A 21633-nucleotide genomic window follows, 5' to 3' on the forward strand; every position below is an offset into this window, starting at 1 on the left:
CCCATCAATGATGGTGGTGGCCGCCCGCCTCCGGCGCCGACGCCCCGATGGCGCCGACGGCGAAGCGGACCGGGACGGTGCCGGCGCGCTCGAAGGTGAGGGTGCCCTCCAGGGTCTCGCCGGCCTTGGCGGGTCCCTTCAGGTCGAGGAACATCAGGTGGTAGCCGCCGGGCTTCAGCGCCACGGTCTCGCCCGGCTTGACGACGAGGCCGCCCTCCACCGGCGCCATCTTGGCGACACCCTTGTCCATCGACATCTGGTGCACCTCGCCGCGGGCCGCGAGCGGGATCGAGGCCGAGAGCAGCCGGTCCGGCTCCTTGCCGGTATTGGTGACCTCGAGATAGCCGCCGGCCACCTTGGCGCCGCCGGGCGTCGCCCGGATCCACGGCGCCGTGATGGCGAGGTCGCCGGCCTTGACGGTCGCGGGGGCAGCCATCGGCGCGGCGGCGGGAGCCGCGGTGGCGGCGGCCACGATCCGCACGCCCGGGGCGGGCGATTTCAGGTCGCGGGCGGACTGGCCGGCGGCCGGGATCTCGCGCCAGTCGGCGACGGCGCCGTCGCAATCCTGGCGCACCGGGAAGTAGACCGTGCCACCCGGCGCCACGGCGTCGGTGAGGCGGGCCTGGAAGACGAACTCGTCGTACTGGTCGTCCGGCAGCGCCCCCGTCCAGGTGATCGTCTTCACGCCCTCGGCGACGGTGCCGTGGTAGGACGGGTAGGCGCGGGCGTACGGCCCCTTCGCGGTGGCGAGCTCCCAGCCGGCCTTCGGCATCGGCTTGGCGGCGATCACGCCCTCGGGGATCGTGACCGTGACGGACTTGGTGGCCCGGCCGTCGCAGCCGTGCCCGATCTGGACCACGCCGCGATAGGTCTGGTTCGGGCTTGCCTGCGTGACCGCCAGGACGGCGTGGGCGAGGGCGGGGGCGGCGGCGAGGGAGAGCGCGGCGGCGAGGCCGGCGCGGAGCGAAAAGGTCATGGGAGGTCGGGTCCGGGAACGAGCGTGACGGGGCATGGGCAGCGGCGCTGCCCGATGGGCGTCACGCGGCCGGTGGACCGCGGGCGGAGGCGGGACGGGCGGGCGGGCCGCGGATCGGCGCGGCGGCCTCGCCGGGCCAGGACAGGTCGGTCGCCGTGCGGGCGGGCCAGGCCTCGGCGACGGCCGGCTCCGGCGGGGCGGCGAGCCCCGGGCAGGCGACGGTGCAGCAGGCATGGGCGTGGGCGACCGCCTCGCTCCCGCCGGCCCCTTGATGGGATTGGCAGATGATGCCGGCGCCCGCGGCGGCCGGCACCGGCGACAGGCCGGTGAGGAAGGCCTGGAGCACGAGACCGTAGAGCGACAGCACGGCGGCGACCGCGCGCCACCGCGCCGTCCTCCCGCTCCGTCCGTGCCTCAGATCGTTCATGCGTCCGACATAGCCCAGGCGTCGCGGTCGCGCCATGGTGCGGAATGTCCAGGGCCCGGGATCCACAGCCGCATCGTCCGTATCCTGTTGCGCGATTGCCGCAGTCCACAGCCCAGCTGAAGGCTCCACAGCGGCGCCCGCCCGGCGCCACAATCTGGCCTGCTCCTCATGGAGTCTTAACCGCACACCGGCACCGTCACGGGCCATAGAATGGGGCGCAAGCGGCACGATGCCGAACTATTCGCCCCGCGTCACAGGTTCGAGAGCAGATTTCCCATGCTGACACGCGTTTCCCTCACCGGTTCGCTCGGCCTGGCTCTCCTGGCCGCCACCGCCTTCCCGGCCCTGGCCCAGGACCGGGGCGGCGCGCCGGCCCAGGCTGAGTGGGCGCAGAACTACGATTCCGCCGCCACGATGCGCGTGCAGCGCTCGAACACGCCGATCCTCTCGCCCCAGACCCTGGCGGCGACCGAGCAGATGGTCGAGCGCTACCGCGACATCGTCGCCCGCGGCGGCTGGCAGGCGGTGGCGGGCGCCGAGCGCCTGCGCGTCGGCTCGAAGAGCCCGGCGGTTACCGCCCTGCGCCAGCGCCTGATCGTCTCCGGCGACCTCGACCCGGCGGCCGGCTCCTCGCCGGTCTACGATTCCTACGTCGAGGCCGGCGTGCGCCGGTTCCAGGCCCGCCACGGCCTGAACCAGACCGGTGCGATGAACGTCACCACCGTCCAGGCGATGAACGTCCCGGCGGACGTGCGCCTGCGCCAGCTCGAGCTGAACGCGGTGCGCCTGCGCTCGTACTCGGGCAACCTCGGCGAGCGCTACGTCATCGTCAACATCCCGGCGGCCCTCGTCGAGACGGTCGACGGCGACCACGTCGCGACCCGCCACGCCGCCGGCGTCGGCAAGATCGACCGTCAATCGCCGATCATGAACGCCAAGATCCAGGAGGTGAACTTCAACCCCTACTGGACGGTGCCGGCCTCGATCATCAAGAAGGACCTGATCCCGAAGATGCAGAAGGATCCGGCCTACCTGACCGACAACAAGATCCGCATCTTCAACGGCGACCGCGAGATCCCGCCGTCCCAGGTCAACTGGCATTCCGACGAGGCGACCCGCTACCGCTTCCGCCAGGATCCGGGCGTCGACCTGAACTCGATGGGCTTCGTGCGGATCAACATCCCGAACCCGCACGGCGTTTACATGCACGACACGCCGGCCAAGGGCATCTTCGGCGACGATTTCCGCTTCGTCTCCTCGGGCTGCGTGCGCGTGCAGAACGTGCGCGAATACGTGTCCTGGATCCTGCAGGGCACCCCGAACGCCAACCCGGACACGATCGAGGCGATCATCCAGGGCGGCCAGCGGGTCGATGCCCGGCCAGTGGCGCCGATCCCGGTCTACTGGACCTACATCACCGCCTGGTCGACCCCGGACGGCCTCGTGCAGTTCCGCGACGACATCTACAAGCGCGACGGCGCCGGCGCCCCGACCGCCTCGATGGCCGCCGCCGCCGCCGGCCCGCGCAACTTCAACCCCGACGCTCCCGACGACGACCAGACCAACTGATCGCCGTTCGACGGCCTGAATCGAAAACGGCCCGGGCTTGCGCCCGGGCCGTTTTCACGTGAGTGGACCGCCTCATGACCCCCGATCCCGAATCACGCCTCGACGCGCTGGAAGCCCGTATCGCCCACCAGGACGCGACGATCGAGGACCTGAACCGCATCGTCACCGAGCAGTGGAGCGCGATCGACCTCCTGACGCGGCACCTCGCCGCCCTGCGCGAGCGGGTGCGCGAGATGGCCGAGCGGCCGGCCGAGGCCGGAGACGAGCCCCCGCCGCCGCATTACTGAAAGAGAACCGCCCCGGGCCTGAAGCCCGGGGCGGAGCAGACGCCAGAGCGCGTCGCGATCGCGAAGCTCTCCAGCTTTTCGATTTTGCCGCATTTCCTTCGACGAGCCGGCATCCGCCTCGTCGAAACATGCGCTAGAACGTGCCGAACTTGAAGTTCAGGCCCGCGCGCACCAGGCTGCCCTCGGTGCGGAAGCGCGAGATGTAGCCGACGCCGGGACCGCCGGTCGAGGCGACCAGGAGGTTGCGGCTGCCGAGGTCGTAGCGGATGTATTCCGCCTTCAGCGTCACCGCATTCGACTTGAAGAAGTTCAGGAACGAGTCGGTCGGCAGGGCGTACTCGACGCCGCCGCCATAGGCGTAGCCGGTCTCGATCCGCGAGCGGTTGCCGAAGTAGGTCTGCGGCACGCCGGTCTGGAACGCGACCGTCTGGGTCACGTCGCCGTAGGCGAAGCCGCCGGTCCCGTAGACCAGGAACCGGTCGAAGGCGTAGCCGATCCGGCCCCGCACCGTGCCGAGGAAGCTCAGATCCGCCCGGTAGGTGTTGGTCAGCTGGTTGGCGTTGAACGCCGGCAGGAAGATCGACTCGGTGCGGCGGCGGTTCAGGTCGGTGTAGGCTGCATCGGCCTCAAGGCCGACGACGATGCCGGAGCCGGGCGTGAACTGGTAGTTGTAGCCGACCTGGCCACCGGCGGTGAAGCCGTCCTGCGCCAGCGGGACCGCCTCGCGGCGAAGCCCGTTGGTCACGTTGGCCTGGAGCGCGCCGATGCCGACCGTGCGGACGGTATCGGCCTCCGTATAGGCGTAGCCGGCATTGATGCCGAAATAGGCCCCGGTCCAGGTGAAGACCGGCACCGGCGTGAAGACCGGCGGCGGCGCGACCCGGCGCGGCAGGTCGGCGGCCGAGGCGGCGCCGACCGACAGGGCGACGGCGGCGCCGGCGGTGAGCAACGACTTGAACATGAAGCGCGGTTTCCCTCTCGTGCAATCAAAAGGCGGACGATCCGTGGCGCCGCAACGCTGCGCTGCCTAGGGCTGACAGGCCACGGTGCCGTGCTTCCTTGGCAGATACGGATGGTTTCTCTTCGGTTTCTCGCGTCGAGTGATCCGAACGACACAGAAGTTCGTGCCGGCTGGATTGTCGATAAAATTTTCGTGACCTTGGATTAAGGCAGGCGTTCTTCGTAGAGGCTCGGATGGAGAGCCGGCGCCGAGCGGCGCGACGGGCCTGTTCAGGGCTTTTGGCCGGGCCGGGCTGGTCCGTGATCGCGAGGGCCGCGCCGGCTCGTGCGGGACGTCCGGCGAGCCACGAATTTTCATCAACGGCGCTTTAGATTTTTTTGAGTTCCTTTTCCGGCGTTTCAAATCCACCCTGCACGCGGATCGGCCCCGGCCGACCGGTCAACGGAACCGATCGCCCCGATGCGAGGTCCGGGACCTCGACCCGCAGGCGGCGGGAGATGTCGCTCACAGACAAATGTGCGGCGCTCCGGCCTTGGACTCCCCCGTCGCCCGCGTGTAGAAGCTGGCCGATCCCCGTCCTTGACTTCCGCACCGGCACTTCGCCCGGGCGGCTCCCGACAACTCCGAGGCCATCATGAGCGTGGGCACCGCCGCCAACACCCGGTCCAATTCGTTCTTTTCCGCGTCGCTGGCCGATGCCGATCCCGAGATCGCCCGCGCGGTCGCGCAGGAACTCGGCCGTCAGCAGCACGAGATCGAGCTGATTGCCTCGGAGAACATCGTCTCGCGCGCCGTGCTCGAGGCTCAGGGCTCGGTGCTGACCAACAAGTACGCCGAGGGTTATCCGGGCCGGCGCTACTACGCCGGCTGCGAGTTCGTCGACATCGCCGAGAACCTCGCCATCGAGCGCGCCAAGCGCCTGTTCGGCTGCGACTTCGCCAACGTGCAGCCGAATTCCGGCTCCCAGGCGAACCAGGCCGTGTTCATGGCCACCATGCAGCCGGGCGACACCTTCCTCGGTCTCGATCTGGCGGCCGGCGGCCACCTCACCCACGGCGCCCCCCCGAACGTCTCGGGCAAGTGGTTCAAGCCGGTCTCCTACACGGTGCGCCGCGAGGACCAGCGCATCGACATGGAGCAGGTCGAGCGCCTGGCCCAGGAGCACAAGCCGAAGGTGATCATCGCCGGCGGCTCGGGCTACCCGCGCCACTGGGACTTCGCCAAGTTCCGCGAGATCGCCGACAGCGTCGGAGCCGTCTTCTTCGTCGACATGGCCCATTTCGCCGGCCTGGTGGCCGGCGGCGTGCACCCGTCGCCGTTCCCGCACGCCCACGTCGTCACCACCACGACCCACAAGACCCTGCGCGGCCCGCGCGGCGGCATGATCCTGACCAACGACGAGGCGCTGGCCAAGAAGCTGAACTCGGCGGTGTTCCCGGGCCTCCAGGGCGGCCCGCTGATGCACGTCATCGCCGGCAAGGCCGTGGCCTTCGGCGAGGCGCTGACCCCCGAGTTCAAGCTCTACGCCAAGCAGGTGGTGGAGAACGCCCGCGCGCTCGCCGACACCATCATCTCGGGCGGCTACGACATCACCTCGGGCGGCACCGACAACCACCTGATGCTGGTCGACCTGCGCTCCAAGGAGCTGACCGGCAAGGCGGCCGAGGCCGCGCTGACCCGCGCCGGCATCACCTGCAACAAGAACGGCGTGCCGTTCGACCCGCAGAAGCCGACCATCACCTCGGGCATTCGCCTCGGCACCCCGGCGGCGACCTCGCGCGGCTTCGGCGTCGCCGAGTTCAAGAAGGTCGGCGAGCTGATCGTCCAGGTCCTCGACGGGCTGCACAGCGCCGGCGAGGCGGGCGATGCCGGCGCCGAGGAGCAGGCCAAGCGCGCGGTCCACGCCCTGACCGACCGCTTCCCGGTCTACGCCTGATCGCGAGAGCGATCTCCCGGCTTCCCCTTCCGCCGGGAGCGCTCTAGAACACGCCCCTTCCGGGGCCGGTCCCTCGCGGGACCGGCCCTTTTTCGTACACAGAGGAACGGGCGGCCGATGCGGTGCCCCTATTGCGGCGGCCTCGACACGCAGGTGAAGGATTCCCGGCCGAGCGACGACAGCTCGGCGATCCGGCGCCGGCGCATCTGCCCGGATTGCGGCGGCCGCTTCACCACCTTCGAGCGGGTGCAGCTGCGCGAGCTGATCGTCGTCAAGCGCTCGGGCCGCAAGGTCCCGTTCGACCGCGACAAGCTCCAGCGCTCGGTCGAGACCGCCCTGCGCAAGCGGCCGGTCGAGGCGGAGCGGATCGAGCGCCTGGTGAGCGGCATCACCCGCCGGCTGGAGAGCTCCGGCGAGGCCGAGGTGACCAGCGAGGCGATTGGCGAGGCGGTGATGGAGGGGTTGAAGGGCCTCGACGACGTCGCCTACGTGCGCTTCGCCTCGGTCTACAAGAACTTCCGCGAGGCCCGCGACTTCGAGGAGCTGCTCGGCCACCTCGCGGCCGGCGCCGCGCAGGCCGCGCTCCCGGCGGCGACGCCCGGGGAGGAGCCGGCCGCCGAGGAGCCGCCGCCGGCCCGCCGGTCCCGGACCCGCGCGCCGTGAGCGCGCCGGATCCGACGCGCGAGGAGGCCGACCGGCGCTACATGCGCCTCGCCCTCGCCCTCGGCCGGCGCCATCTCGGCCGCGCCTGGCCGAACCCGTCGGTGGGCGCCGTGCTGGTCGGCGGTCCCCCGGGCGCTGAGCGGATCCTCGCCCAGGGCGTGACGCAGGCGGGCGGCCGGCCGCATGCCGAGCGCGTCGCGATCGCGGCGGCCGGCGAGGCGGCCCGCGGCGCCACCCTCTACGTCACCCTCGAGCCGTGCTCGCATCACGGCCGCACCTCGCCATGCGCCGACGCCACCATCGAGGCGGGGATCGCCCGGGTGGTGAGCGCCATGGACGATCCCGATCCGCGGGTCGCCGGGCGCGGCCACGCCCGGCTGGCGCAGGCGGGCATCGCGGTGTCGGTCGGTCTCCTCGGGGCGGAGGCGGCGCGCGACCAGCGCGGTCACGTCAGCCGGGTCGTCCGGGGCCGGCCCGCGCTCTTCCTCAAGCTCGCCCGCACGGCGGACGGCTACGCGGCGGGCGGGGAGGGGCGGCTGATGATCAGCGGCCCCCGCGCCACCGCGGAGATCCACCTGCAGCGGGCCCATTGCGACGCCATCATGGTCGGCGTCGGCACGGTGCTCGCCGACGATCCTCAGCTCACCGTGCGCCTGCCCGGGATGGCGGACCGCTCGCCCCTGCGCGTCGTCCTCGACCCCGCCCTGCGCACGCCGCCGAGCGCCGGCCTCGTGCGCACCAGCGCGGTCGTGCCGACCCTGATCCTGTGCGGTCCCGATGCCCCCGCCCTGGCGGAGGGCGCCCTCGCCGCCGCCGGAGCGGAGGTCGAGCGGGTGCCGGTGACGCCGGACGGCCGCATCGACCTGCCGGAGGCGATGCGGGTCCTGGGCGCCCTCGGGCTGACCCGGATCTGCTCGGAGGGCGGACCGACGCTCGCCGAGGCGCTGGCGCGCGAGAACCTCGTCGACGAGTGCCTCCTCGTCACCGGCGACCGCGCCCTCGGGCAGCCCGGCCTGCCCGCGGTCGGCCCGCACCTCGCCGCGCGCCTCGCCTCGCCGGACTTCCCGGTTGCCGAGGAGGTCCGGATCGGCACCGATCTCTTCACCTGCCACGTACGGAGCCCGTAGATGTTCACCGGCCTCGTCTCGGATGTCGGCCGCGTCGCCGCGGTGTCCGGCGATTCCAAGCTCAAGCGCATCGCCATCGATTGCGCCTACGACCCCGCCGGGATCCTGATCGGTGCCTCGATCGCCTGTGCGGGCCCCTGCCTCACCGCCGTCACGGTCACACCGCGCGAGGGCGGCTGCACCTTCGAGGTCGACGCCGCCGCCGAGACCCTGGCGCGCACCACCGTCGGCGCGTGGGCCCCGGGCACGCGGGTGAACCTGGAGCGCTCGCTCCGGATCGGCGACGAGCTCGGCGGCCACCTCGTCACCGGCCATGTCGACGGCCTCGCCGAGATCGTCGCCCGCGAGCCGGTGACCGGCCAGGCCGGCGACGTTTGGGCTCCGAGCGAGCGTTTCGTGCTCCGGGCGCCCCCGGGTCTGTCCCGCTTCGTCGCCGAGAAGGGCTCGGTCTGCCTGGACGGCACCTCGCTCACCGTCAACGGCGTCGAGGGCGACACCTTCACGGTGCTGCTGATCCCCCACACGCTGGCCGTCACCACCTGGGGCGAGCGCCGGGTCGGCGACAGGCTCAACCTCGAAGTCGACCTGATCGCCCGCTACGCGGCGCGGCTGACGGAGGCGCGGGCGGCGGTCGAGGGGGGCTGACCGAGGCGGGCTGATCGTCGGACCGCATCACGCCGGCTGGTCCGGACTGGAGAGGCGCGCAGCCCTGTTCCTGGCCTCGGACGATGCGAGCTTTGTCAACGGCATCGAGCTGGTCGTGGACGGCGGCCAAGCCCAGATCTGACCCTGCGCTGCCCGGTCGCGGAGAAAAATCGCCAGAGACGGGAACCGGAACGCGGTGCCCGCGTTCCACACGCGCGAGGCCCGAACGGGCTCGCAGATCGGGCCTCGGACCGAGCGTCCGGGGACCCGAAGCCTGACCCGATCCAAGTCATCACGTTGCTCCAAGGAGGATGTGGTCATGAGGACCTTCGACTTCGCCCCGCTCTACCGTTCGACCGTCGGCTTCGACCGGCTGTTCTCGATGCTGGACCAGGCCGCACGGCTCGAGCCGTCGACGCAGCAATGGCCGCCCTACGACATCGAGAAGGTCGCCGACGACGCCTACCGCATCACCATGGCGGTGGCCGGCTTCTCGCAGGACGAGATCGAGCTGACCCAGCACGACACCACCCTGGTCGTCACCGGCCAGAAGAAGGACCGGGACGGCGAGCGCGACACCTCCACCGTGGCATCGCGGCGCGCGCCTTCCGCCAGACCTTCAGCCTCGCCGACCACGTGAAGGTCATCGGCGCCCGCCTGGAGAACGGCTTGCTTTCGGTCGACCTCGAGCGCGAGGTGCCGGAGGCGCTGAAGCCGCGCCGCATCGCCATCGGCGGCAGCCAGGCGGCTCTGGGGCAGGACAACGCGCGGGTCCAGAACGCGTCGGTCCAGGTGGAGCATCAGGTCGAGGACCGATCCAAGGCCGCCTGACCCCTGCGGTCATCCGCTGAAAACTGACGAACGGACCCTCGGAGGCCTCTCGCCCCCGGGGCGTGAACCCCTTGTCGTGCCAGTTCACGCACCATCAGGGAGGATGAACCCATGTCGATGGAGACACATCTCACCCCGCTCGGTCTGTCTCATGACGGCCCTATCCATGACGGCCCTATCCATGCCGGCCCCATCCATGCCGGGCCGATCAACCCGCCTGCCGGCCGGCCCGCGTCGGCCGAGGCGTGGCAGGCCCTCGTCGCACCCGGCGACGTGTTCCGGCACCCGCGGGAGGTGCTGGCGCATCCGCGCCTGTCGCGGGCGGAGAAGCGCGCGATCCTGGCCTCCTGGGCCTCGGATGCCTGCGCGCTGGAGAACGCCCCGGGCCTGCGCTGCCTGACCGGCTGCCGGGCCGAGCCGGTCGCGGTGGATTCCGTGCTGGAAGCCCTGGCCGAGCTCGATCGCGACGCTTCGCGGGGCTCCGGCCCGCCTCCGGCGCGCCGGCCGTCCCCACGGCGTCGTTCGCGCACCGCGTGGACCATCGGCTGGCGCCCGGGCCGCCGGAACGACGATGATGACGACCCGCCGCCATGCCCCGCCACGATCATGCCGCCGCCACGTCCCCGGATATCCCCGGACGCGGCGGCCCGGGCGCTCTGCATGCCGGCATAGGAGAGACCGCGATGGCACGCACGACGTCGAGGCGGCCCCACCCGTCGCTACGCCGTCGCCGCATCGGGCGTGCGTGCCACCCACGGGCCCAGGCTCATCCCGGTTCGCCGAACGACCTCACGGTTCCTCGTTCCGGCGCCGGGTCTTCGGAGCGGCGAGGCGGTAGGCCGCCGTCAGGGCGGACAGCAGGGTCTCCTCGTCGACGACCATCAGGTCGCACCGCGTGGCGCCCCCCCGGCCCCAGCCACCCGGAACGGGGCTGAAGGCGGCAGGCACCTGCTCGCAGATGAAATCGCGATGGTCCGGGTCGAACATCAGGGTGATGTCGCGACCCGCTTCGTCGAGCGTCACGAAAATCTTGCGGGGCGTGCGGAACGCCGTGCGATGGAAATGCGGCGCCGAGGTCACGGCCGGCAGGCTCGCGATGAGCGCTTTCACGTGTGATGTCGACAGCCATCGCGAGGGTCTCCTCTCGACACCGTGCCGGACCGGCGCCCGGATTCGGCGTCCCGGTACTGACAGACGCGAAGCCGGTTTCCGAAAGGGTCCACCACCTCCGGTATCTCCCCCCGGGGAGCCTGCTCGATGCCGGGCCGTGCGTAGCCGTACCGCTTGTTCGTCAGTTCGCGGTGGTAGAACCGCAGGTCTCGCATCGGCACGAACACGGTCGAGCCCGGGCTGGAATCGCCGTGATGCTCGGAGAGGAGAAGCCGGAGACCGGCGCGGGCGACCTCCATGTCGAGCGGCGAGCCCGGTTCGAATCGGTGCTCGAAGCTTGGCGCGAAGCCGAGGAAGGCGCAGTAGAATTCGCGGGCCTTGGGCTCGTCCACGATGCTTTCACCATCCCGTTCCCGGGGCGAGCGGCAGGCCGCATCGGCCTGGAGGACAGGCTGTCCCACGATGCCGTCGGAGGCCAGGGACGCCGCTGATCGTCCGCGACCGGTCACGCCGTCGCACCGTCGACGCGACTTGCCGTGGGGTCCATCGGCCTGGACGGGTGAGGGGCGCCATCGCGCGATGACGCCCCTGCCTGTTCCACCGTCCAGGCGACACTGTGCGAGGCTCGCAGGCGGATCGTCGGATCCGCCGTCGATCAGCTATGCGCCAGGATCGCCAGCAGCAGCAGCGCGATGATGTTGGTGATCTTGATCGCCGGGTTCACCGCCGGGCCGGCGGTGTCCTTGTAGGGGTCGCCGACGGTGTCGCCGGTCACCGCGGCCTTGTGGGCGTCGGAGCCCTTGCCGCCGTGGTGTCCGTCCTCGATGTACTTCTTGGCGTTGTCCCAGGCGCCGCCGCCCGACGTCATCGAGACCGCGACGTAGAGGCCGGTGAGGATGACGCCGAGCAGCATCGCGCCGACCGCCGCGAAGGCCTGGCCCTTGCCGGCGATGGCCTGGATCACGAAGAACAGCACCACCGGCGACAGCACCGGCAGCAGCGAGGGCACCACCATCTCCTTGATCGCCGCTTTGGTCAGCATGTCGACGGCGCGGCCGTAATCGGGCCGCTCGGTCCCCTGCATGATGCCGGGCTTCTCGCGGAACTGGCGACGGACCTCCTCGACCACCGCCGCCGCGGCCCGGCCCACCGCCGTCATGGCGATGCCGCCGAACAGGTAGGGGATCAGGCCGCCCAGCAGCAGGCCGACGACGACGTAGGGATTCTGAAGCGAGAAGTCGACGGTGACGCCCTGGAAGAAGCGGTACTGGGTCGGGGAGGCGTTCTTGATGAAGTAGTTCAGGTCCGAGGTGTAGGCGGCGAACAGCACCAGCGCGCCGAGGCCCGCCGAGCCGATGGCGTAGCCCTTGGTGACCGCCTTGGTGGTGTTGCCGACCGCATCGAGCGCGTCGGTGGACTTGCGCACCTCCTTGGGCAGCCCCGCCATCTCGGCGATGCCGCCGGCATTGTCGGTGACCGGTCCGAAGGCGTCGAGGGCGACGACGACGCCGGCGAGCGCCAGCATGGCGGTGACCGCGATGGCGATGCCGAACAGGCCGGCGAGCCCGTAGGTGACGATGATGCCGGCGACGATGACGATCGCCGGGAGCGCGGTCGATTCGAGCGAGATCGCCAGGCCTTGGATCACGTTGGTGCCGTGGCCGGTGACCGAGGCGTGGGCGATCGACTTGACCGGCCGGTAGCCGGTGCCGGTGTAGTACTCGGTGATCACGACGATCAGCGCCGTGATGACGAGCCCGGCCACCGCGCACAGGAACAGGCTGAGCGAGGTGAAGCTCTCGCCGCCCGCCGTGGTGAAGCGGGTCGAGAAGCCGCCGAACATCACGAGGTTGAGGCCGGCGATCGCCACGATCGAGAGCGCGCCGGCGCCGATCAGGCCCTTGTAGAGCGCCCCCATGATCGACTGGTTGGAGCCGAGCCGCACGAAGAACGTGCCGATGATCGAGGTGACGATGCAGGCCGCCCCGATCGCCATCGGGTAGACCAGCATGGTCTCGAGCACGTTGCGGCCACCGACATCGGTCTGGCCCGAGAAGAAGATCGCCGCCAGCACCATGGTGGCGACGAGGGTGACCGCGTAGGTCTCGAACAGGTCGGCCGCCATGCCGGCGCAGTCGCCGACGTTGTCGCCGACGTTGTCGGCGATGGTGGCGGGGTTGCGCGGATCGTCCTCGGGGATCCCGGCCTCGACCTTGCCGACGAGGTCGCCGCCGACATCGGCGCCCTTGGTGAAGATGCCGCCGCCCAGCCGCGCGAAGATCGAGATCAGCGAGGCGCCGAAGCCGAGCGCCACGAGGGCGTCGATCACCTCGCGGCTCGCCGGGCTCAGGCCGGCGATGCGGGTGAGGTAGGTGTAGTAGAGCGCGACGCCGAGGAGCGCGAGGCCGGCGACCAGCATGCCGGTGACGGCGCCCGACTTGAACGCGACCGACAATCCGGCGCCGAGCGACTGCGCCGCGGCCTGGGCGGTGCGGACGTTGGCGCGCACCGACACGTTCATGCCGATGAAGCCGGCCATGCCCGACAGGACGGCGCCGATGAGGAAGCCGATGGCGACCTTGAGGCCCAGGAACCAGGCGAGGAGCCCGAACAGGACGACCCCGACGACCCCGATGGTGGCGTATTGGCGACGCAGGTAGGCCTGGGCGCCCTCGGCGATCGCGCCGGCGATCTCCTGCATGCGCTGCGTGCCGGCATCGCGCCGCATGACGTCGTTGATGGTGACGATGCCGTAGGCGACGGCGCAGAGGCCGCCCAGGATGATGAGCAGGAGTGCGGTCATTCTACCGTCCTTGATTGTCGGGCTTATCCCGCGACGTCGGACGGCCGAGATGGCGAGCGGCCGTTTTCGCGACGCGGGCCTCCCTCCCTTGTGAGCGGGGGCCGCGCGACAGCACGGATCCGCGTTCACAGTCGTGCCAAACTTCCCACCCGAGCGCAAATGCTCCCAAGCTTCGTCCGCTTGAGACTTTCGGCGCCGCGCCTCGGCCGCGGGATCGTCTCGCGCGAGCTCCGGCTGATCCTGCCGCGCCGCAGCGATCGCCTTAGAAGTGGCTGAAGGAGCCCGCGCGGAAGTGGCGGATCCCGCTGGCCGCGTCGCGGAACACCGGCGGGGCGCCGCCCTCGGTCACGGTGCCGATCTCGGAGAGCGGCACGCCGGCCCGCTCGGCCGCCGCCCGCAGGGCCGGCACCGCGGCGGGATCGGCCGTGCACAGGATCTCGTAGTCGTCGCCGCCGGTGAGCGCGACGTCGAGGAGGTCCGGCTTGACCGCGAGGGCGGCCCGGGCGGCCTCCGACAGGGGGATGCGATCGATCGCGATCTCGGCGCTCAGGTCCGCCACCCGCATCATCTTGGCGAGGTCGCCGACGAGGCCGTCCGAGACGTCCATGGCGGCCCGGGCATGCGCCCGCAGGTGCGGCGCGAGGGCGAGGCGGGCGCGGGGATGCAGGTAGCGGTCGACCAGGGCGGCGCGGACCGGGTAGGTCAGCGCCTCGCCCCACGGCGCCACGGGCTTCTGCCGCAGCCTCAGGCCGAGCGCCGCATCGCCGATGGTGCCGGAGACGAGGATCCGGTCGCCGGCCCGCGCGGTGCCCCGCCGCACCATCGTGCCGGACGGGACCTCGCCGATCGCCGTGATGCCGAGCAGCGTGGGGCCCGCCGCCCGCACGGTGTCGCCGCCGAGGAGCGGGCAGCTCGCGAGCGCCGCCGCCTCGCTCAGGCCGGTGCAGAAATCGGCGAGCCAGGCCTCGTCCCACTCGTCGCAGAGCGCCAGGGTGAGGAGGAAGCCCCGGGGCTCGGCGCCCTTGGCGGCGAGGTCCGACAGGTTCACGCCCAGCGCCTTGCAGGCGATCGAGGAGGCGGGATCGTCGGGAAAGTAATGGACGCCCGCGACGACCGCGTCGGTGGTCAAGACCAGGTCGTGTCCCGGGCTCGGCGTCAGCAGGGCCGCGTCGTCCCGCAGCGACAGCCCGCCTTCGCCGGCCAGCGGCGCGAAGTAGCGGGCGATCAGTTCGTCTTCGGTCGGGCGGGGCAGGACAGGGCGGGACATCGCGGGGGAGGGGTCTCGCGGCGAGGGGCGGAGTGCCAGGGGAGCACGATCCGCCTGAACCTCAGCCGACAGCTAGGACCCAGCCCGGCCGGACCGCAATGGCCTAACGCAAGAACCTGAAGATTTTTATCGACGGTTCGACACCGCTGCCCCGCGGCACCCCGGTTCAGCCGGCGCGCGACCCCTTGTTGAAATCCTCCGGCCGCACCGCGCGGCCGACCTTGTCGAGCACCGCGTTGACGAGACCGGGCTCCTCGCCCTCGTAGAAGCTGTGGGCGACGTCGACGTACTCGGAGATCGCGACCTTCACCGGCACGTCGCGGCGGAACATCACCTCGTAGGCGCCGGCGCGCAGGATCGCCCGCACCACCGCCTCGAGGCGGCGCAGGGGCCAGCCGGCGGCGAGCGCCGCGTCGAGGCGCTGGTCGATCGCCCGCTGCTCGTCGACGGTGCCGCGCAGGAGGTCGCGGAAGAAGGCGGTCTCGGCCGGCGGGTGCTCGACCTCGTCGATCACCTGGCCGATCCAGAAGGCCTCGAACTCGGCCAGCGCATCGATGACGCCCTTGCCGGAGATCTCCATCTCGTAGAGGGCCTGGACCACCGCGAGGCGGGCGCCGCTGCGTTCTGCGGGCTTCATCTCACTCGGTCTCCGGGGTGCGGCGGGGCGTGAAGCCGATGGTGCGGTCCTGGCGGCCCGCCTCCTCGGCGCGGCGTAGCGCCAGCACGGCCAGCGCCGCTTCCGCGGCGCCGCCGCCCTTGTTCATCTCGGCGACGCGGGCGCGGGCCTGGGCCTGGGCCTCGGTCTCGACGGTGAGGATGCCGTTGCCGAGCGGCAGGCGCAGCACGACCGACAGGTCCATCAGCGCCCGGGCGCTCTCGCCGGCGACGATGTCGTAGTGGCCGGTCTCGCCGCGGATGACGCAGCCGAGCGCCACCACGGCGTCGTAGGGCTTGTGGGCGCGGGCGGCGGCCTCGAGCAGGATCGCCACCGTCTGGGGAATCTCCAGCGCGCCCGGCACCGTGACGACCACGGCCTCGGCGCCGGCGGCCGCGATGGCGGCCGTCGCGCCGGCGAGCAGCTCGTCGGCGATGTCCTCGTAGTAGCGGGCCTCGACGACGAGCACCCGGGCTGCGGTGAGCTGGGGCCTGACGGCGCCGCTGTCTCGGCGTGGCGTGACCATGGCGAACTTCTTCAAAGATCTCGAACGGCGCCGGGGCGAGCGCGCGGCCACGCGGCCTCGCTGCGGGGCGTCACCGGCGGGGAGGGCGAGCACTAGACCAGAAGAGGCCCCTCCCACAAGTGCGCGGGCCTCCGCAGATCGTCGCTGCTTGCCAACCGGCGACAATCCGGTCATCCCGGCGCCAGAGCCGGGCGTCGCAACCCGGCCGCCGCTTGAAATTCGGCCGCGCCAACGACGCGCCGGGGAGGAGACAGCCGTGACGTCCGACATCGAAGCCCGTACCATCAGGCGCATCAGCTGGCGCCTGATCCCGTTCCTGATCGTCTGCTACTTCGTCGCCTATCTCGACCGGGTGAACGTCGGGTTCGCCTCGCTGACGATGAACCGGGACCTCGGCATCTCGGCCACCGCCTACGGCCTCGGGGCCGGGCTGTTCTTCATCACCTACTTCATCTTCGAGGTGCCCTCGAACCTGGCGCTCGAGAAGTTCGGCGCGCGGCGCTGGATCGCCCGCATCATGCTGAGCTGGGGCCTGATCTCCGGCGGCATGGCCTTCGTCGGCGGCGAGGCCAGCTTCTACATCATGCGCCTGCTCCTCGGCGCCGCCGAGGCCGGCTTCTTCCCGGGCATCATCTTCTACCTGACGCTGTGGTTCCCGGCGGCCTACCGCGCCCGCATCGTCTCGCTGTTCATGGTGGCGATCCCGCTCTCCAGCGTCATCGGCTCGCCGATCTCCGGCCTGCTGCTCGAGCTCGACGGCGCGCTCGGCTTCAAGGGCTGGCAGTGGCTCTACGTGATCGAGGCGCTGCCGGCGGTGGTGCTCTCGGTGATGACCTACTTCTACCTCACCGACCGCCCGGCCGACGCCAAGTGGCTCGCCGCCGACGAGCGCGCCTGGCTCGAGCAGACGCTCGCCGCCGAGGCCGCCCGCAACCCGCGCCAGGGCCACGTGCCGCTGACCCAGGAGATCCTCAACCCGCGGGTGCTCGCCATCGCGGTGGTGTATTTCGGCGCCGTGGCGCTGCTCTACGCCTTCGGCTTCTTCCTGCCGCAGATCTTCAAGGGCTTCGGGCTCACCAACGCCCAGACCGGCTTCGTGATGATCATCCCGTACGCCGTCGGCACCGTCGGCATGCTGTGGTGGGGCAAGCGCTCGGACGCCAAGCGCGAGCGCCGCTACCACCTCGCGGCGGCGCTCGCCTGCGCGTCACTCTGCACCGTCGGGGCGGCGCTGGTCGGCGACCCGATCGTCAAGGTGGTGCTGTTCTCGGGCGCCGCCCTCGGCATCTTCGGCGCGCTGCCGATCACCTGGACGCTGCCGACCGAGACCCTGTCGGGGGCCGCGGCCGCCGGCGCCATCGCGGTGGTGAACTCGATCGGCAACCTGTCGGGCTTCGTCGCCCCCTACGCCGTCGGCGCCATCAAGGACTGGACCGGCAGCTTCACCGGCGGCCTGCTGCTGATCGCCTGCGCGGGCATCGTCGGCATGATCACCGTGCTGCGCCTGAGCCATACCGGCGCACCCGCGGTGCAAGGCCGCGTCGGCGCCGCCGCCGAGTAGCCCCTTTCGCGCCCGGCCGGGGCGGCCTCCGGGCCGCTCCGGTGCAGTGCGGCACGCCCTGCAACACACTCGCGGAAAATCTGGAATTCCTCTGGTTCGACGCGCCTTTTCGCCCTGGATTCCGGGGCTTGGCCGTGCCAGAGAGCTACCCGCGCGGCGACGCCCGGTCGCATTGCCGCGATGAGCGGGGAGGTGCTTCGGTCCGGCAGGATCGGGGCTCGACGAACCCCGACGATCCTTCCAGCGGGTCCCATGCCGCGCGCCGCGCCGGCGGCGGGCCCGCCGCCGTCAACGATTCTTGCGTCAACGATCTCTCGGGAGAGCCGGAACTTGGCCACCACCGCCGCCCCCTCCGACGCCGCGCATCCCCACGGGTCGACCCGCCGGGACTTCCTGTTCCTCGCCACCGGTGCGGGCGCCGTGGTCGGGGCCGCCGCTCTGGCCTGGCCCTTCGTCGCCTCGATGGCGCCCGACGCCGAGACGATCGCCGCCGGCGCCCCGATCGACGTCGATCTCTCGCCGATCGCCGAGGGCCAGATCGTCAACGTGTTCTGGCGCGGCAAGCTGATCTTCGTGCGCCACCTCACCGCCAAGGAGGTGACGGACATGAAGGCGACGCCGCCCGGCGGCATGATCGACCCGGCGCCGTTCCTCGGCCGCGTCAAGGACGGTCACGAGACCTGGCTCGTCGCCTACGGCAACTGCACCCATCTCGGCTGCGTGCCGATCGCCAACGCCAACGGCCACGAGGGCTGGGGCTGCCCCTGCCACGGCTCGCAGTTCGACGCGGTGGGCCGCGTGACCCGCGGGCCCGCGCCGATCAACCTGCCGATCCCGCCCTACGCCTTCCAGGGCGACAGCAAGGTCCGCATCGGCGAAGGCGCCACCGCCTGATCCTCGAGCCGATCGTGAAGCAACGCCAGACGCGGGCTGCCCCATGAGCGCACACGCCACAACCTACGTACCCAAGAGCCGCATCGCGAAGTGGTTCGAGGCCCGGCTGCCGATCGTCGGCCTGGTCCATTCCTCGTTCATCGCGTTCCCGGTTCCCCGTAACCTGAACTACTTCTGGACGTTCGGCGCGATCCTGATCGTGATGCTGGGCTCCCAGATCATCACCGGCGTCTGGCTGGCGATGCACTACCAGCCCTCGGCCACCGAGGCGTTCAACTCCGTCGAGCACATCATGCGCGACGTGAACTACGGCTGGCTGCTGCGCTACATGCACGCCAACGGCGCCTCGATGTTCTTCATCGCGGTCTACGTCCACATGTTCCGCAACCTCTACTACGGGTCGTACAAGGCCCCGCGCGAGGTGCTCTACATCCTGGGCGTGATCATCTACCTGCTGATGATGGCGACCGCGTTCCTCGGCTACACCCTGCCGTGGGGCCAGATGTCGTTCTGGGGCGCCACCGTCATCACCAACATCCTGGCGGCGATCCCGATCGTCGGCGACACGATCCAGAGCCTGCTCTGGGGCGGCTACTCGGTCGGCAACCCGACCATCAACCGCTTCTTCTCGCTGCACTACCTGCTGCCGTTCATGATCGCCGGCGTCGTCGTCCTGCACGTCTGGGCGCTGCACGTCACCGGCCAGAACAATCCGACCGGCATCCCGATCAAGACCGGCAAGGACGCGGTGCCCTTCACCCCCTACGCGACCATCAAGGACGTGTTCGCGGTGGTGGTGTTCTTCGCCTTCTTCGCCTACTGGATCTTCCTGCAGCCGAACTACCTCGGCCACGCCGACAACTACATCCCGGCGAACCCCGCCGTGACGCCGGCGCACATCGTGCCCGAGTGGTACTTCCTGCCCTTCTACGCCATCCTGCGGGCGGTGCCGGACAAGCTCGGCGGCGTGGTGCTGATGTTCGGCGCGGTGATCATCCTGGCGCTCGCGCCCTGGCTCGACACCTCGCGGGTCCGCTCGGCCAACTACCGGCCGATCTACCGCCAGTTCTTCTGGCTGTTCATCTTCTGCTGCTTCCTGCTCGGCTGGCTCGGCTCGAAGCCCCCGGAGGGCGGCTACGTCCTCGCCTCGCGCATCGCCACGGTCTACTACTTCGCCCACTTCCTGATCGTGATGCCGCTGGTCGGCCTGTTCGAGACGCCCAAGCCCCTGCCGGGCTCGATCCTCGAGAGCGTCACCGGCCCGGGCAAGCAGGTCGGCTCGTCCGGCCTTCCCGCCGGCGCCGCCGCCGCTCCCTCGATCAAGGGATAAGCGACGCCGAGGGGCGGGGGCCGCGGGCTCCCGCCTCACGACCGCCCATCAGAATGACGACGCCGCAAGGGGCATCGAGGGGAATGATCAGAACACGTACTCTCGTGGCGGCCGCTCTCGCCGCGATCCTGTCGGCCGGCGCCGCCTCGGCGGAGGACCACGGGCCGGTGCCGCACCGCGAGAAGTGGACCTTCTCGGGGGTGTTCGGCACGTTCGACCAGGCGCAGCTGCAGCGGGGCTTCCAAGTCTACCGCGAGGTCTGCTCGAACTGCCACAGCCTGAGCTACATCCGCTTCCGCAACCTCGAGCAGGAGGGCGGACCCGACTTCTCCGCCGCCCAGGTCAAGGCGCTGGCGGCCGAGTACAAGGTCAAGGACGGGCCGAACGATTCCGGCGACATGTTCGAGCGGCCCGGCCGCCCGGCCGACAAGATCCCGGCGCCGTTCCCCAACGAGCAGGCCGCGGCCGCCGCCAACGGCGGCAAGGCGCCGCCGGACCTGTCGCTGATGGCCAAGGCCCGCACCTTCGCCCGCGGCGGCCTGTGGTTCATCACCGATTGGCTGCCCTTCGTCGGCTACACCGAGCAGGGCCCGGACTACATCCACGCCCTCCTCAACGGCTACAAGGACGAGCCGCCGAAGGACGTGACTGTGCCGCCGGGCGGCCACTACAACGAATACTACCCGGGCCACGTCATCGCGATGCCCAAGCCCCTCAGCGACGGTCAGGTGACCTACGCCAAGGGCGCCAACGGCCAGCCGGTCGTACCGGAGACGGTCGACCAGTACTCGCGCGACGTCACCGCCTTCCTGATGTGGACGGCCGAGCCCCACCTCCTGGCGCGCAAGTCGCTGGGCCTGCGGGCGATCCTGTTCCTGTTGGTGCTGGCCGGACTGCTCTACTACGTGAAGAAGAAGATCTGGTCGGACGTCGGCGGCGAGACGCACGGGCTGCAACCCGAGCTGCACAAGACGAGCTGACCTGCACCCGAGAGCGATACCAGAGGCCCCGCGAGGGGCCTCTTTCGTTTCGACCACACATCGTTTCGGCCACACGAAGGAGAACCCCATGGTCAAGGCCGTGCTCGGAGTGATCGGCGGGTCGGGCGTCTACGACCTGCCCGGGCTGGAGGACGTGCGCGAGGAGGCGGTCGCCTCGCCCTGGGGCGAGCCCTCGGACGCCCTGCGGATCGGCCGCATCGGCGGCACGACGGTGGTCTTCCTGGCGCGCCACGGCCGCGGCCACCGGCTCTCGCCGTCGGGCATCGACTACCGGGCCAACATCGACGCGATGAAGCGCGTCGGCGTCACCGACATCGTCGCCCTCTCGGCCTGCGGCTCGTTCCGGCAGGAGCTCTATCCGGGCCTGTTCGTGCTCGTCGACCAGTTCGTCGACCGCACGGTCGGCCGGACCTCGTCGTTCTTCGGCAACGGCTGCGTCGCCCACGTCTCGATGGCCCATCCGGTCGGGCCGGCGCTCCAGGCCTGCATCCTGGAGGCGGCGGAGGCCGAGGAGATCGCGGTCAGGAAGGGCGGCACCTACGTCTGCATGGAGGGGCCGCAATTCTCCTCCTACGCCGAGTCGCTCACCTACAAGGCGCAGGGCTACGACGTGATCGGCATGACCAACATGCCGGAGGCCAAGCTCGCCCGCGAGGCCGAGATCACCTACGCGACGATCGCCATGGTGACCGACTTCGATTGCTGGCACCCCGAGCACGGCGCGGTCGACGTCGCCGCCGTGGTGGCGGTCGCCCGTGCCAACGCCGCGAAGGCCGCCCGCCTGGTCAGCCGCCTCGCTCGCGACCTTCCGGCCGAGCGGGTGCCGTGCCCGGCGGGCTCCGACCGGGCGCTGGACGGCGCGATCATGACCGCCCCGACCCACCGCGACCCGGCCCTGATGGCCAAGCTCGACGCGGTTTGCGCGCGGGTGCTGGCGGCGGGCTGACCCCCGGTCGCTGAAGCGCCTGATGCGCGCGAGGGTATAAAGCCGGGATCACCCCTGGCGTTTCCGCGGGCTGCCTTTTAACAAGGCAGCCCGTTTTCCGTTGGCGACAGCACCTCCC

General features: G+C 70.9%; 21 protein-coding genes and 2 pseudogenes. 14 read left to right on the plus strand and 9 right to left on the minus strand.

The genetic code is table 11. The features are described from left to right. Positions 1–4: 4 nt before the first annotated feature. Both BMX97_RS04215 and BMX97_RS04220 read right to left on the minus strand, forming a co-directional pair. Positions 5–976 (minus strand): copper chaperone PCu(A)C domain-containing protein, encoded by a 972-nt coding sequence (locus BMX97_RS04215; protein WP_091745692.1) that lies wholly within the window; start codon positions 974–976, stop codon positions 5–7. 61 nt (positions 977–1037) lie between these two features. Further along, the gene (locus tag BMX97_RS04220) at positions 1038–1403 is read right to left on the minus strand and encodes a hypothetical protein (protein WP_091745693.1); all 366 of its coding nucleotides are present in this window, start codon (positions 1401–1403) and stop codon (positions 1038–1040) included. 276 nt (positions 1404–1679) lie between these two features. Between BMX97_RS04220 and BMX97_RS04225 the strand changes: the two genes are divergently transcribed. Beyond that, positions 1680–2972: a L,D-transpeptidase family protein gene (locus BMX97_RS04225; protein WP_091745695.1), complete on the plus strand. Its 1293-nt coding sequence runs from the start codon at positions 1680–1682 to the stop codon at positions 2970–2972. Between the two features lie 74 nt (positions 2973–3046). Beyond that, positions 3047–3259: a SlyX family protein gene (locus tag BMX97_RS04230; protein WP_091745697.1), complete on the plus strand. Its 213-nt coding sequence runs from the start codon at positions 3047–3049 to the stop codon at positions 3257–3259. Between the two features lie 133 nt (positions 3260–3392). On the opposite strand, the gene BMX97_RS04235 is transcribed toward BMX97_RS04230, so the two are convergent. After that, positions 3393–4220 carry an outer membrane protein gene (locus BMX97_RS04235; protein ID WP_091745699.1) on the minus strand — a complete coding sequence of 276 codons (828 nt, stop codon included), beginning with the start codon at positions 4218–4220 and terminating at the stop codon, positions 3393–3395. 634 nt (positions 4221–4854) lie between these two features. Here BMX97_RS04235 and glyA point away from each other — a divergent pair. The 7 genes and pseudogenes from glyA (at position 4855) to BMX97_RS04265 (ending at position 10094) form a co-directional block, all read left to right on the plus strand. Further along, entirely contained in the window at positions 4855–6156 is a 1302-nt protein-coding gene (glyA, locus tag BMX97_RS04240; protein WP_091745701.1) for a serine hydroxymethyltransferase, read from the plus strand. A 117-nt stretch (positions 6157–6273) separates the two neighbouring features. Beyond that, the gene (gene nrdR / locus BMX97_RS04245; protein ID WP_091745703.1) at positions 6274–6819 is read left to right on the plus strand and encodes a transcriptional regulator NrdR; all 546 of its coding nucleotides are present in this window, start codon (positions 6274–6276) and stop codon (positions 6817–6819) included. Between the two features lie 41 nt (positions 6820–6860). Beyond that, positions 6861–7946: a bifunctional diaminohydroxyphosphoribosylaminopyrimidine deaminase/5-amino-6-(5-phosphoribosylamino)uracil reductase RibD gene (gene ribD / locus BMX97_RS04250; protein WP_091745921.1), complete on the plus strand. Its 1086-nt coding sequence runs from the start codon at positions 6861–6863 to the stop codon at positions 7944–7946. After that, complete coding sequence (locus BMX97_RS04255) at positions 7947–8591, plus strand: riboflavin synthase (protein ID WP_091745705.1); 645 nt, start codon at positions 7947–7949, stop codon at positions 8589–8591. It begins immediately after the preceding gene. Between the two features lie 55 nt (positions 8592–8646). Beyond that, positions 8647–8733, plus strand: a pseudogene (locus tag BMX97_RS33515) (oxidoreductase); the annotation flags it as partial. A gap of 177 nt (positions 8734–8910) precedes the next feature. Further along, a pseudogene (locus BMX97_RS04260) lies at positions 8911–9422 on the plus strand (Hsp20 family protein). 111 nt (positions 9423–9533) lie between these two features. Further along, positions 9534–10094, plus strand: coding sequence for a hypothetical protein (locus BMX97_RS04265; RefSeq protein ID WP_244538272.1), 561 nt, complete (start codon positions 9534–9536; stop codon positions 10092–10094). Positions 10095–10211: 117 nt separating this feature from the next. Here the strand turns inward: BMX97_RS04265 and BMX97_RS04270 are convergent, their stop codons facing one another. The 6 genes from BMX97_RS04270 to ribH all read right to left on the minus strand — a co-directional run bounded on the left by BMX97_RS04270 (position 10212) and on the right by ribH (position 15783). After that, the gene (locus BMX97_RS04270) at positions 10212–10532 is read right to left on the minus strand and encodes an MmcQ/YjbR family DNA-binding protein (RefSeq protein ID WP_244538273.1); all 321 of its coding nucleotides are present in this window, start codon (positions 10530–10532) and stop codon (positions 10212–10214) included. After that, positions 10529–10924 carry a glyoxalase superfamily protein gene (locus BMX97_RS04275; RefSeq protein WP_244538274.1) on the minus strand — a complete coding sequence of 132 codons (396 nt, stop codon included), beginning with the start codon at positions 10922–10924 and terminating at the stop codon, positions 10529–10531. Before BMX97_RS04275 ends, BMX97_RS04270 begins: the two co-directional genes overlap by 4 nt. Before the next feature lie 263 nt (positions 10925–11187). After that, positions 11188–13335 carry a sodium-translocating pyrophosphatase gene (locus BMX97_RS04280; RefSeq protein ID WP_091745709.1) on the minus strand — a complete coding sequence of 716 codons (2148 nt, stop codon included), beginning with the start codon at positions 13333–13335 and terminating at the stop codon, positions 11188–11190. Positions 13336–13597: 262 nt separating this feature from the next. Further along, positions 13598–14602: a thiamine-phosphate kinase gene (gene thiL, locus BMX97_RS04285; RefSeq protein WP_091745710.1), complete on the minus strand. Its 1005-nt coding sequence runs from the start codon at positions 14600–14602 to the stop codon at positions 13598–13600. 166 nt (positions 14603–14768) lie between these two features. After that, positions 14769–15239, minus strand: coding sequence for a transcription antitermination factor NusB (gene nusB / locus BMX97_RS04290; RefSeq protein ID WP_060850121.1), 471 nt, complete (start codon positions 15237–15239; stop codon positions 14769–14771). 1 nt (position 15240) lies between these two features. Continuing rightward, positions 15241–15783: a 6,7-dimethyl-8-ribityllumazine synthase gene (ribH, locus tag BMX97_RS04295; protein ID WP_091745928.1), complete on the minus strand. Its 543-nt coding sequence runs from the start codon at positions 15781–15783 to the stop codon at positions 15241–15243. Positions 15784–16039: 256 nt separating this feature from the next. On the opposite strand from ribH, the gene BMX97_RS04300 reads away from it, so the two are divergent. The 5 genes from BMX97_RS04300 (at position 16040) to BMX97_RS04320 (ending at position 21515) form a co-directional block, all read left to right on the plus strand. Then, on the plus strand, positions 16040–17344 hold the full coding sequence (locus tag BMX97_RS04300) for an MFS transporter (RefSeq protein ID WP_091745712.1): 1305 nt from the start codon (positions 16040–16042) through the stop codon (positions 17342–17344). 330 nt (positions 17345–17674) lie between these two features. Then, the gene (gene petA, locus BMX97_RS04305; RefSeq protein ID WP_091745714.1) at positions 17675–18238 is read left to right on the plus strand and encodes a ubiquinol-cytochrome c reductase iron-sulfur subunit; all 564 of its coding nucleotides are present in this window, start codon (positions 17675–17677) and stop codon (positions 18236–18238) included. A gap of 43 nt (positions 18239–18281) precedes the next feature. Further along, positions 18282–19568, plus strand: coding sequence for a cytochrome b (locus BMX97_RS04310; RefSeq protein WP_091745716.1), 1287 nt, complete (start codon positions 18282–18284; stop codon positions 19566–19568). An 83-nt stretch (positions 19569–19651) separates the two neighbouring features. Further along, complete coding sequence (locus BMX97_RS04315) at positions 19652–20548, plus strand: cytochrome c1 (protein WP_091745718.1); 897 nt, start codon at positions 19652–19654, stop codon at positions 20546–20548. An 88-nt stretch (positions 20549–20636) separates the two neighbouring features. Beyond that, entirely contained in the window at positions 20637–21515 is an 879-nt protein-coding gene (locus BMX97_RS04320) for an S-methyl-5'-thioadenosine phosphorylase (protein WP_091745720.1), read from the plus strand. The last annotated feature ends 118 nt before the right edge of the window (positions 21516–21633 follow it).

The sequence above is a fragment of the Methylobacterium sp. ap11 genome, assembly GCF_900110515.1.
In the GTDB taxonomy this organism is placed as follows: domain Bacteria; phylum Pseudomonadota; class Alphaproteobacteria; order Rhizobiales; family Beijerinckiaceae; genus Methylobacterium; species Methylobacterium ajmalii.

Bases quoted from the DNA above. Each gene is read 5' to 3' on its own strand.
- BMX97_RS04215 (WP_091745692.1), bottom strand. From the start codon at position 976: ATGACCTTTTCGCTCCGCGCCGGCCTCGCCGCCGCGCTCTCCCTCGCC.
- BMX97_RS04220 (WP_091745693.1), bottom strand. From the start codon at position 1,403: ATGAACGATCTGAGGCACGGACGGAGCGGGAGGACGGCGCGGTGGCGC.
- BMX97_RS04225 (WP_091745695.1), top strand. From the start codon at position 1,680: ATGCTGACACGCGTTTCCCTCACCGGTTCGCTCGGCCTGGCTCTCCTG.
- BMX97_RS04230 (WP_091745697.1), top strand. From the start codon at position 3,047: ATGACCCCCGATCCCGAATCACGCCTCGACGCGCTGGAAGCCCGTATC.
- BMX97_RS04235 (WP_091745699.1), bottom strand. From the start codon at position 4,220: ATGTTCAAGTCGTTGCTCACCGCCGGCGCCGCCGTCGCCCTGTCGGTC.
- glyA (WP_091745701.1), top strand. From the start codon at position 4,855: ATGAGCGTGGGCACCGCCGCCAACACCCGGTCCAATTCGTTCTTTTCC.
- nrdR (WP_091745703.1), top strand. From the start codon at position 6,274: ATGCGGTGCCCCTATTGCGGCGGCCTCGACACGCAGGTGAAGGATTCC.
- ribD (WP_091745921.1), top strand. From the start codon at position 6,861: ATGCGCCTCGCCCTCGCCCTCGGCCGGCGCCATCTCGGCCGCGCCTGG.
- BMX97_RS04255 (WP_091745705.1), top strand. From the start codon at position 7,947: ATGTTCACCGGCCTCGTCTCGGATGTCGGCCGCGTCGCCGCGGTGTCC.
- BMX97_RS04265 (WP_244538272.1), top strand. From the start codon at position 9,534: ATGTCGATGGAGACACATCTCACCCCGCTCGGTCTGTCTCATGACGGC.
- BMX97_RS04280 (WP_091745709.1), bottom strand. From the start codon at position 13,335: ATGACCGCACTCCTGCTCATCATCCTGGGCGGCCTCTGCGCCGTCGCC.
- thiL (WP_091745710.1), bottom strand. From the start codon at position 14,602: ATGTCCCGCCCTGTCCTGCCCCGCCCGACCGAAGACGAACTGATCGCC.
- nusB (WP_060850121.1), bottom strand. From the start codon at position 15,239: ATGAAGCCCGCAGAACGCAGCGGCGCCCGCCTCGCGGTGGTCCAGGCC.
- ribH (WP_091745928.1), bottom strand. From the start codon at position 15,783: ATGGTCACGCCACGCCGAGACAGCGGCGCCGTCAGGCCCCAGCTCACC.
- BMX97_RS04310 (WP_091745716.1), top strand. From the start codon at position 18,282: ATGAGCGCACACGCCACAACCTACGTACCCAAGAGCCGCATCGCGAAG.
- BMX97_RS04315 (WP_091745718.1), top strand. From the start codon at position 19,652: ATGATCAGAACACGTACTCTCGTGGCGGCCGCTCTCGCCGCGATCCTG.
- BMX97_RS04320 (WP_091745720.1), top strand. From the start codon at position 20,637: ATGGTCAAGGCCGTGCTCGGAGTGATCGGCGGGTCGGGCGTCTACGAC.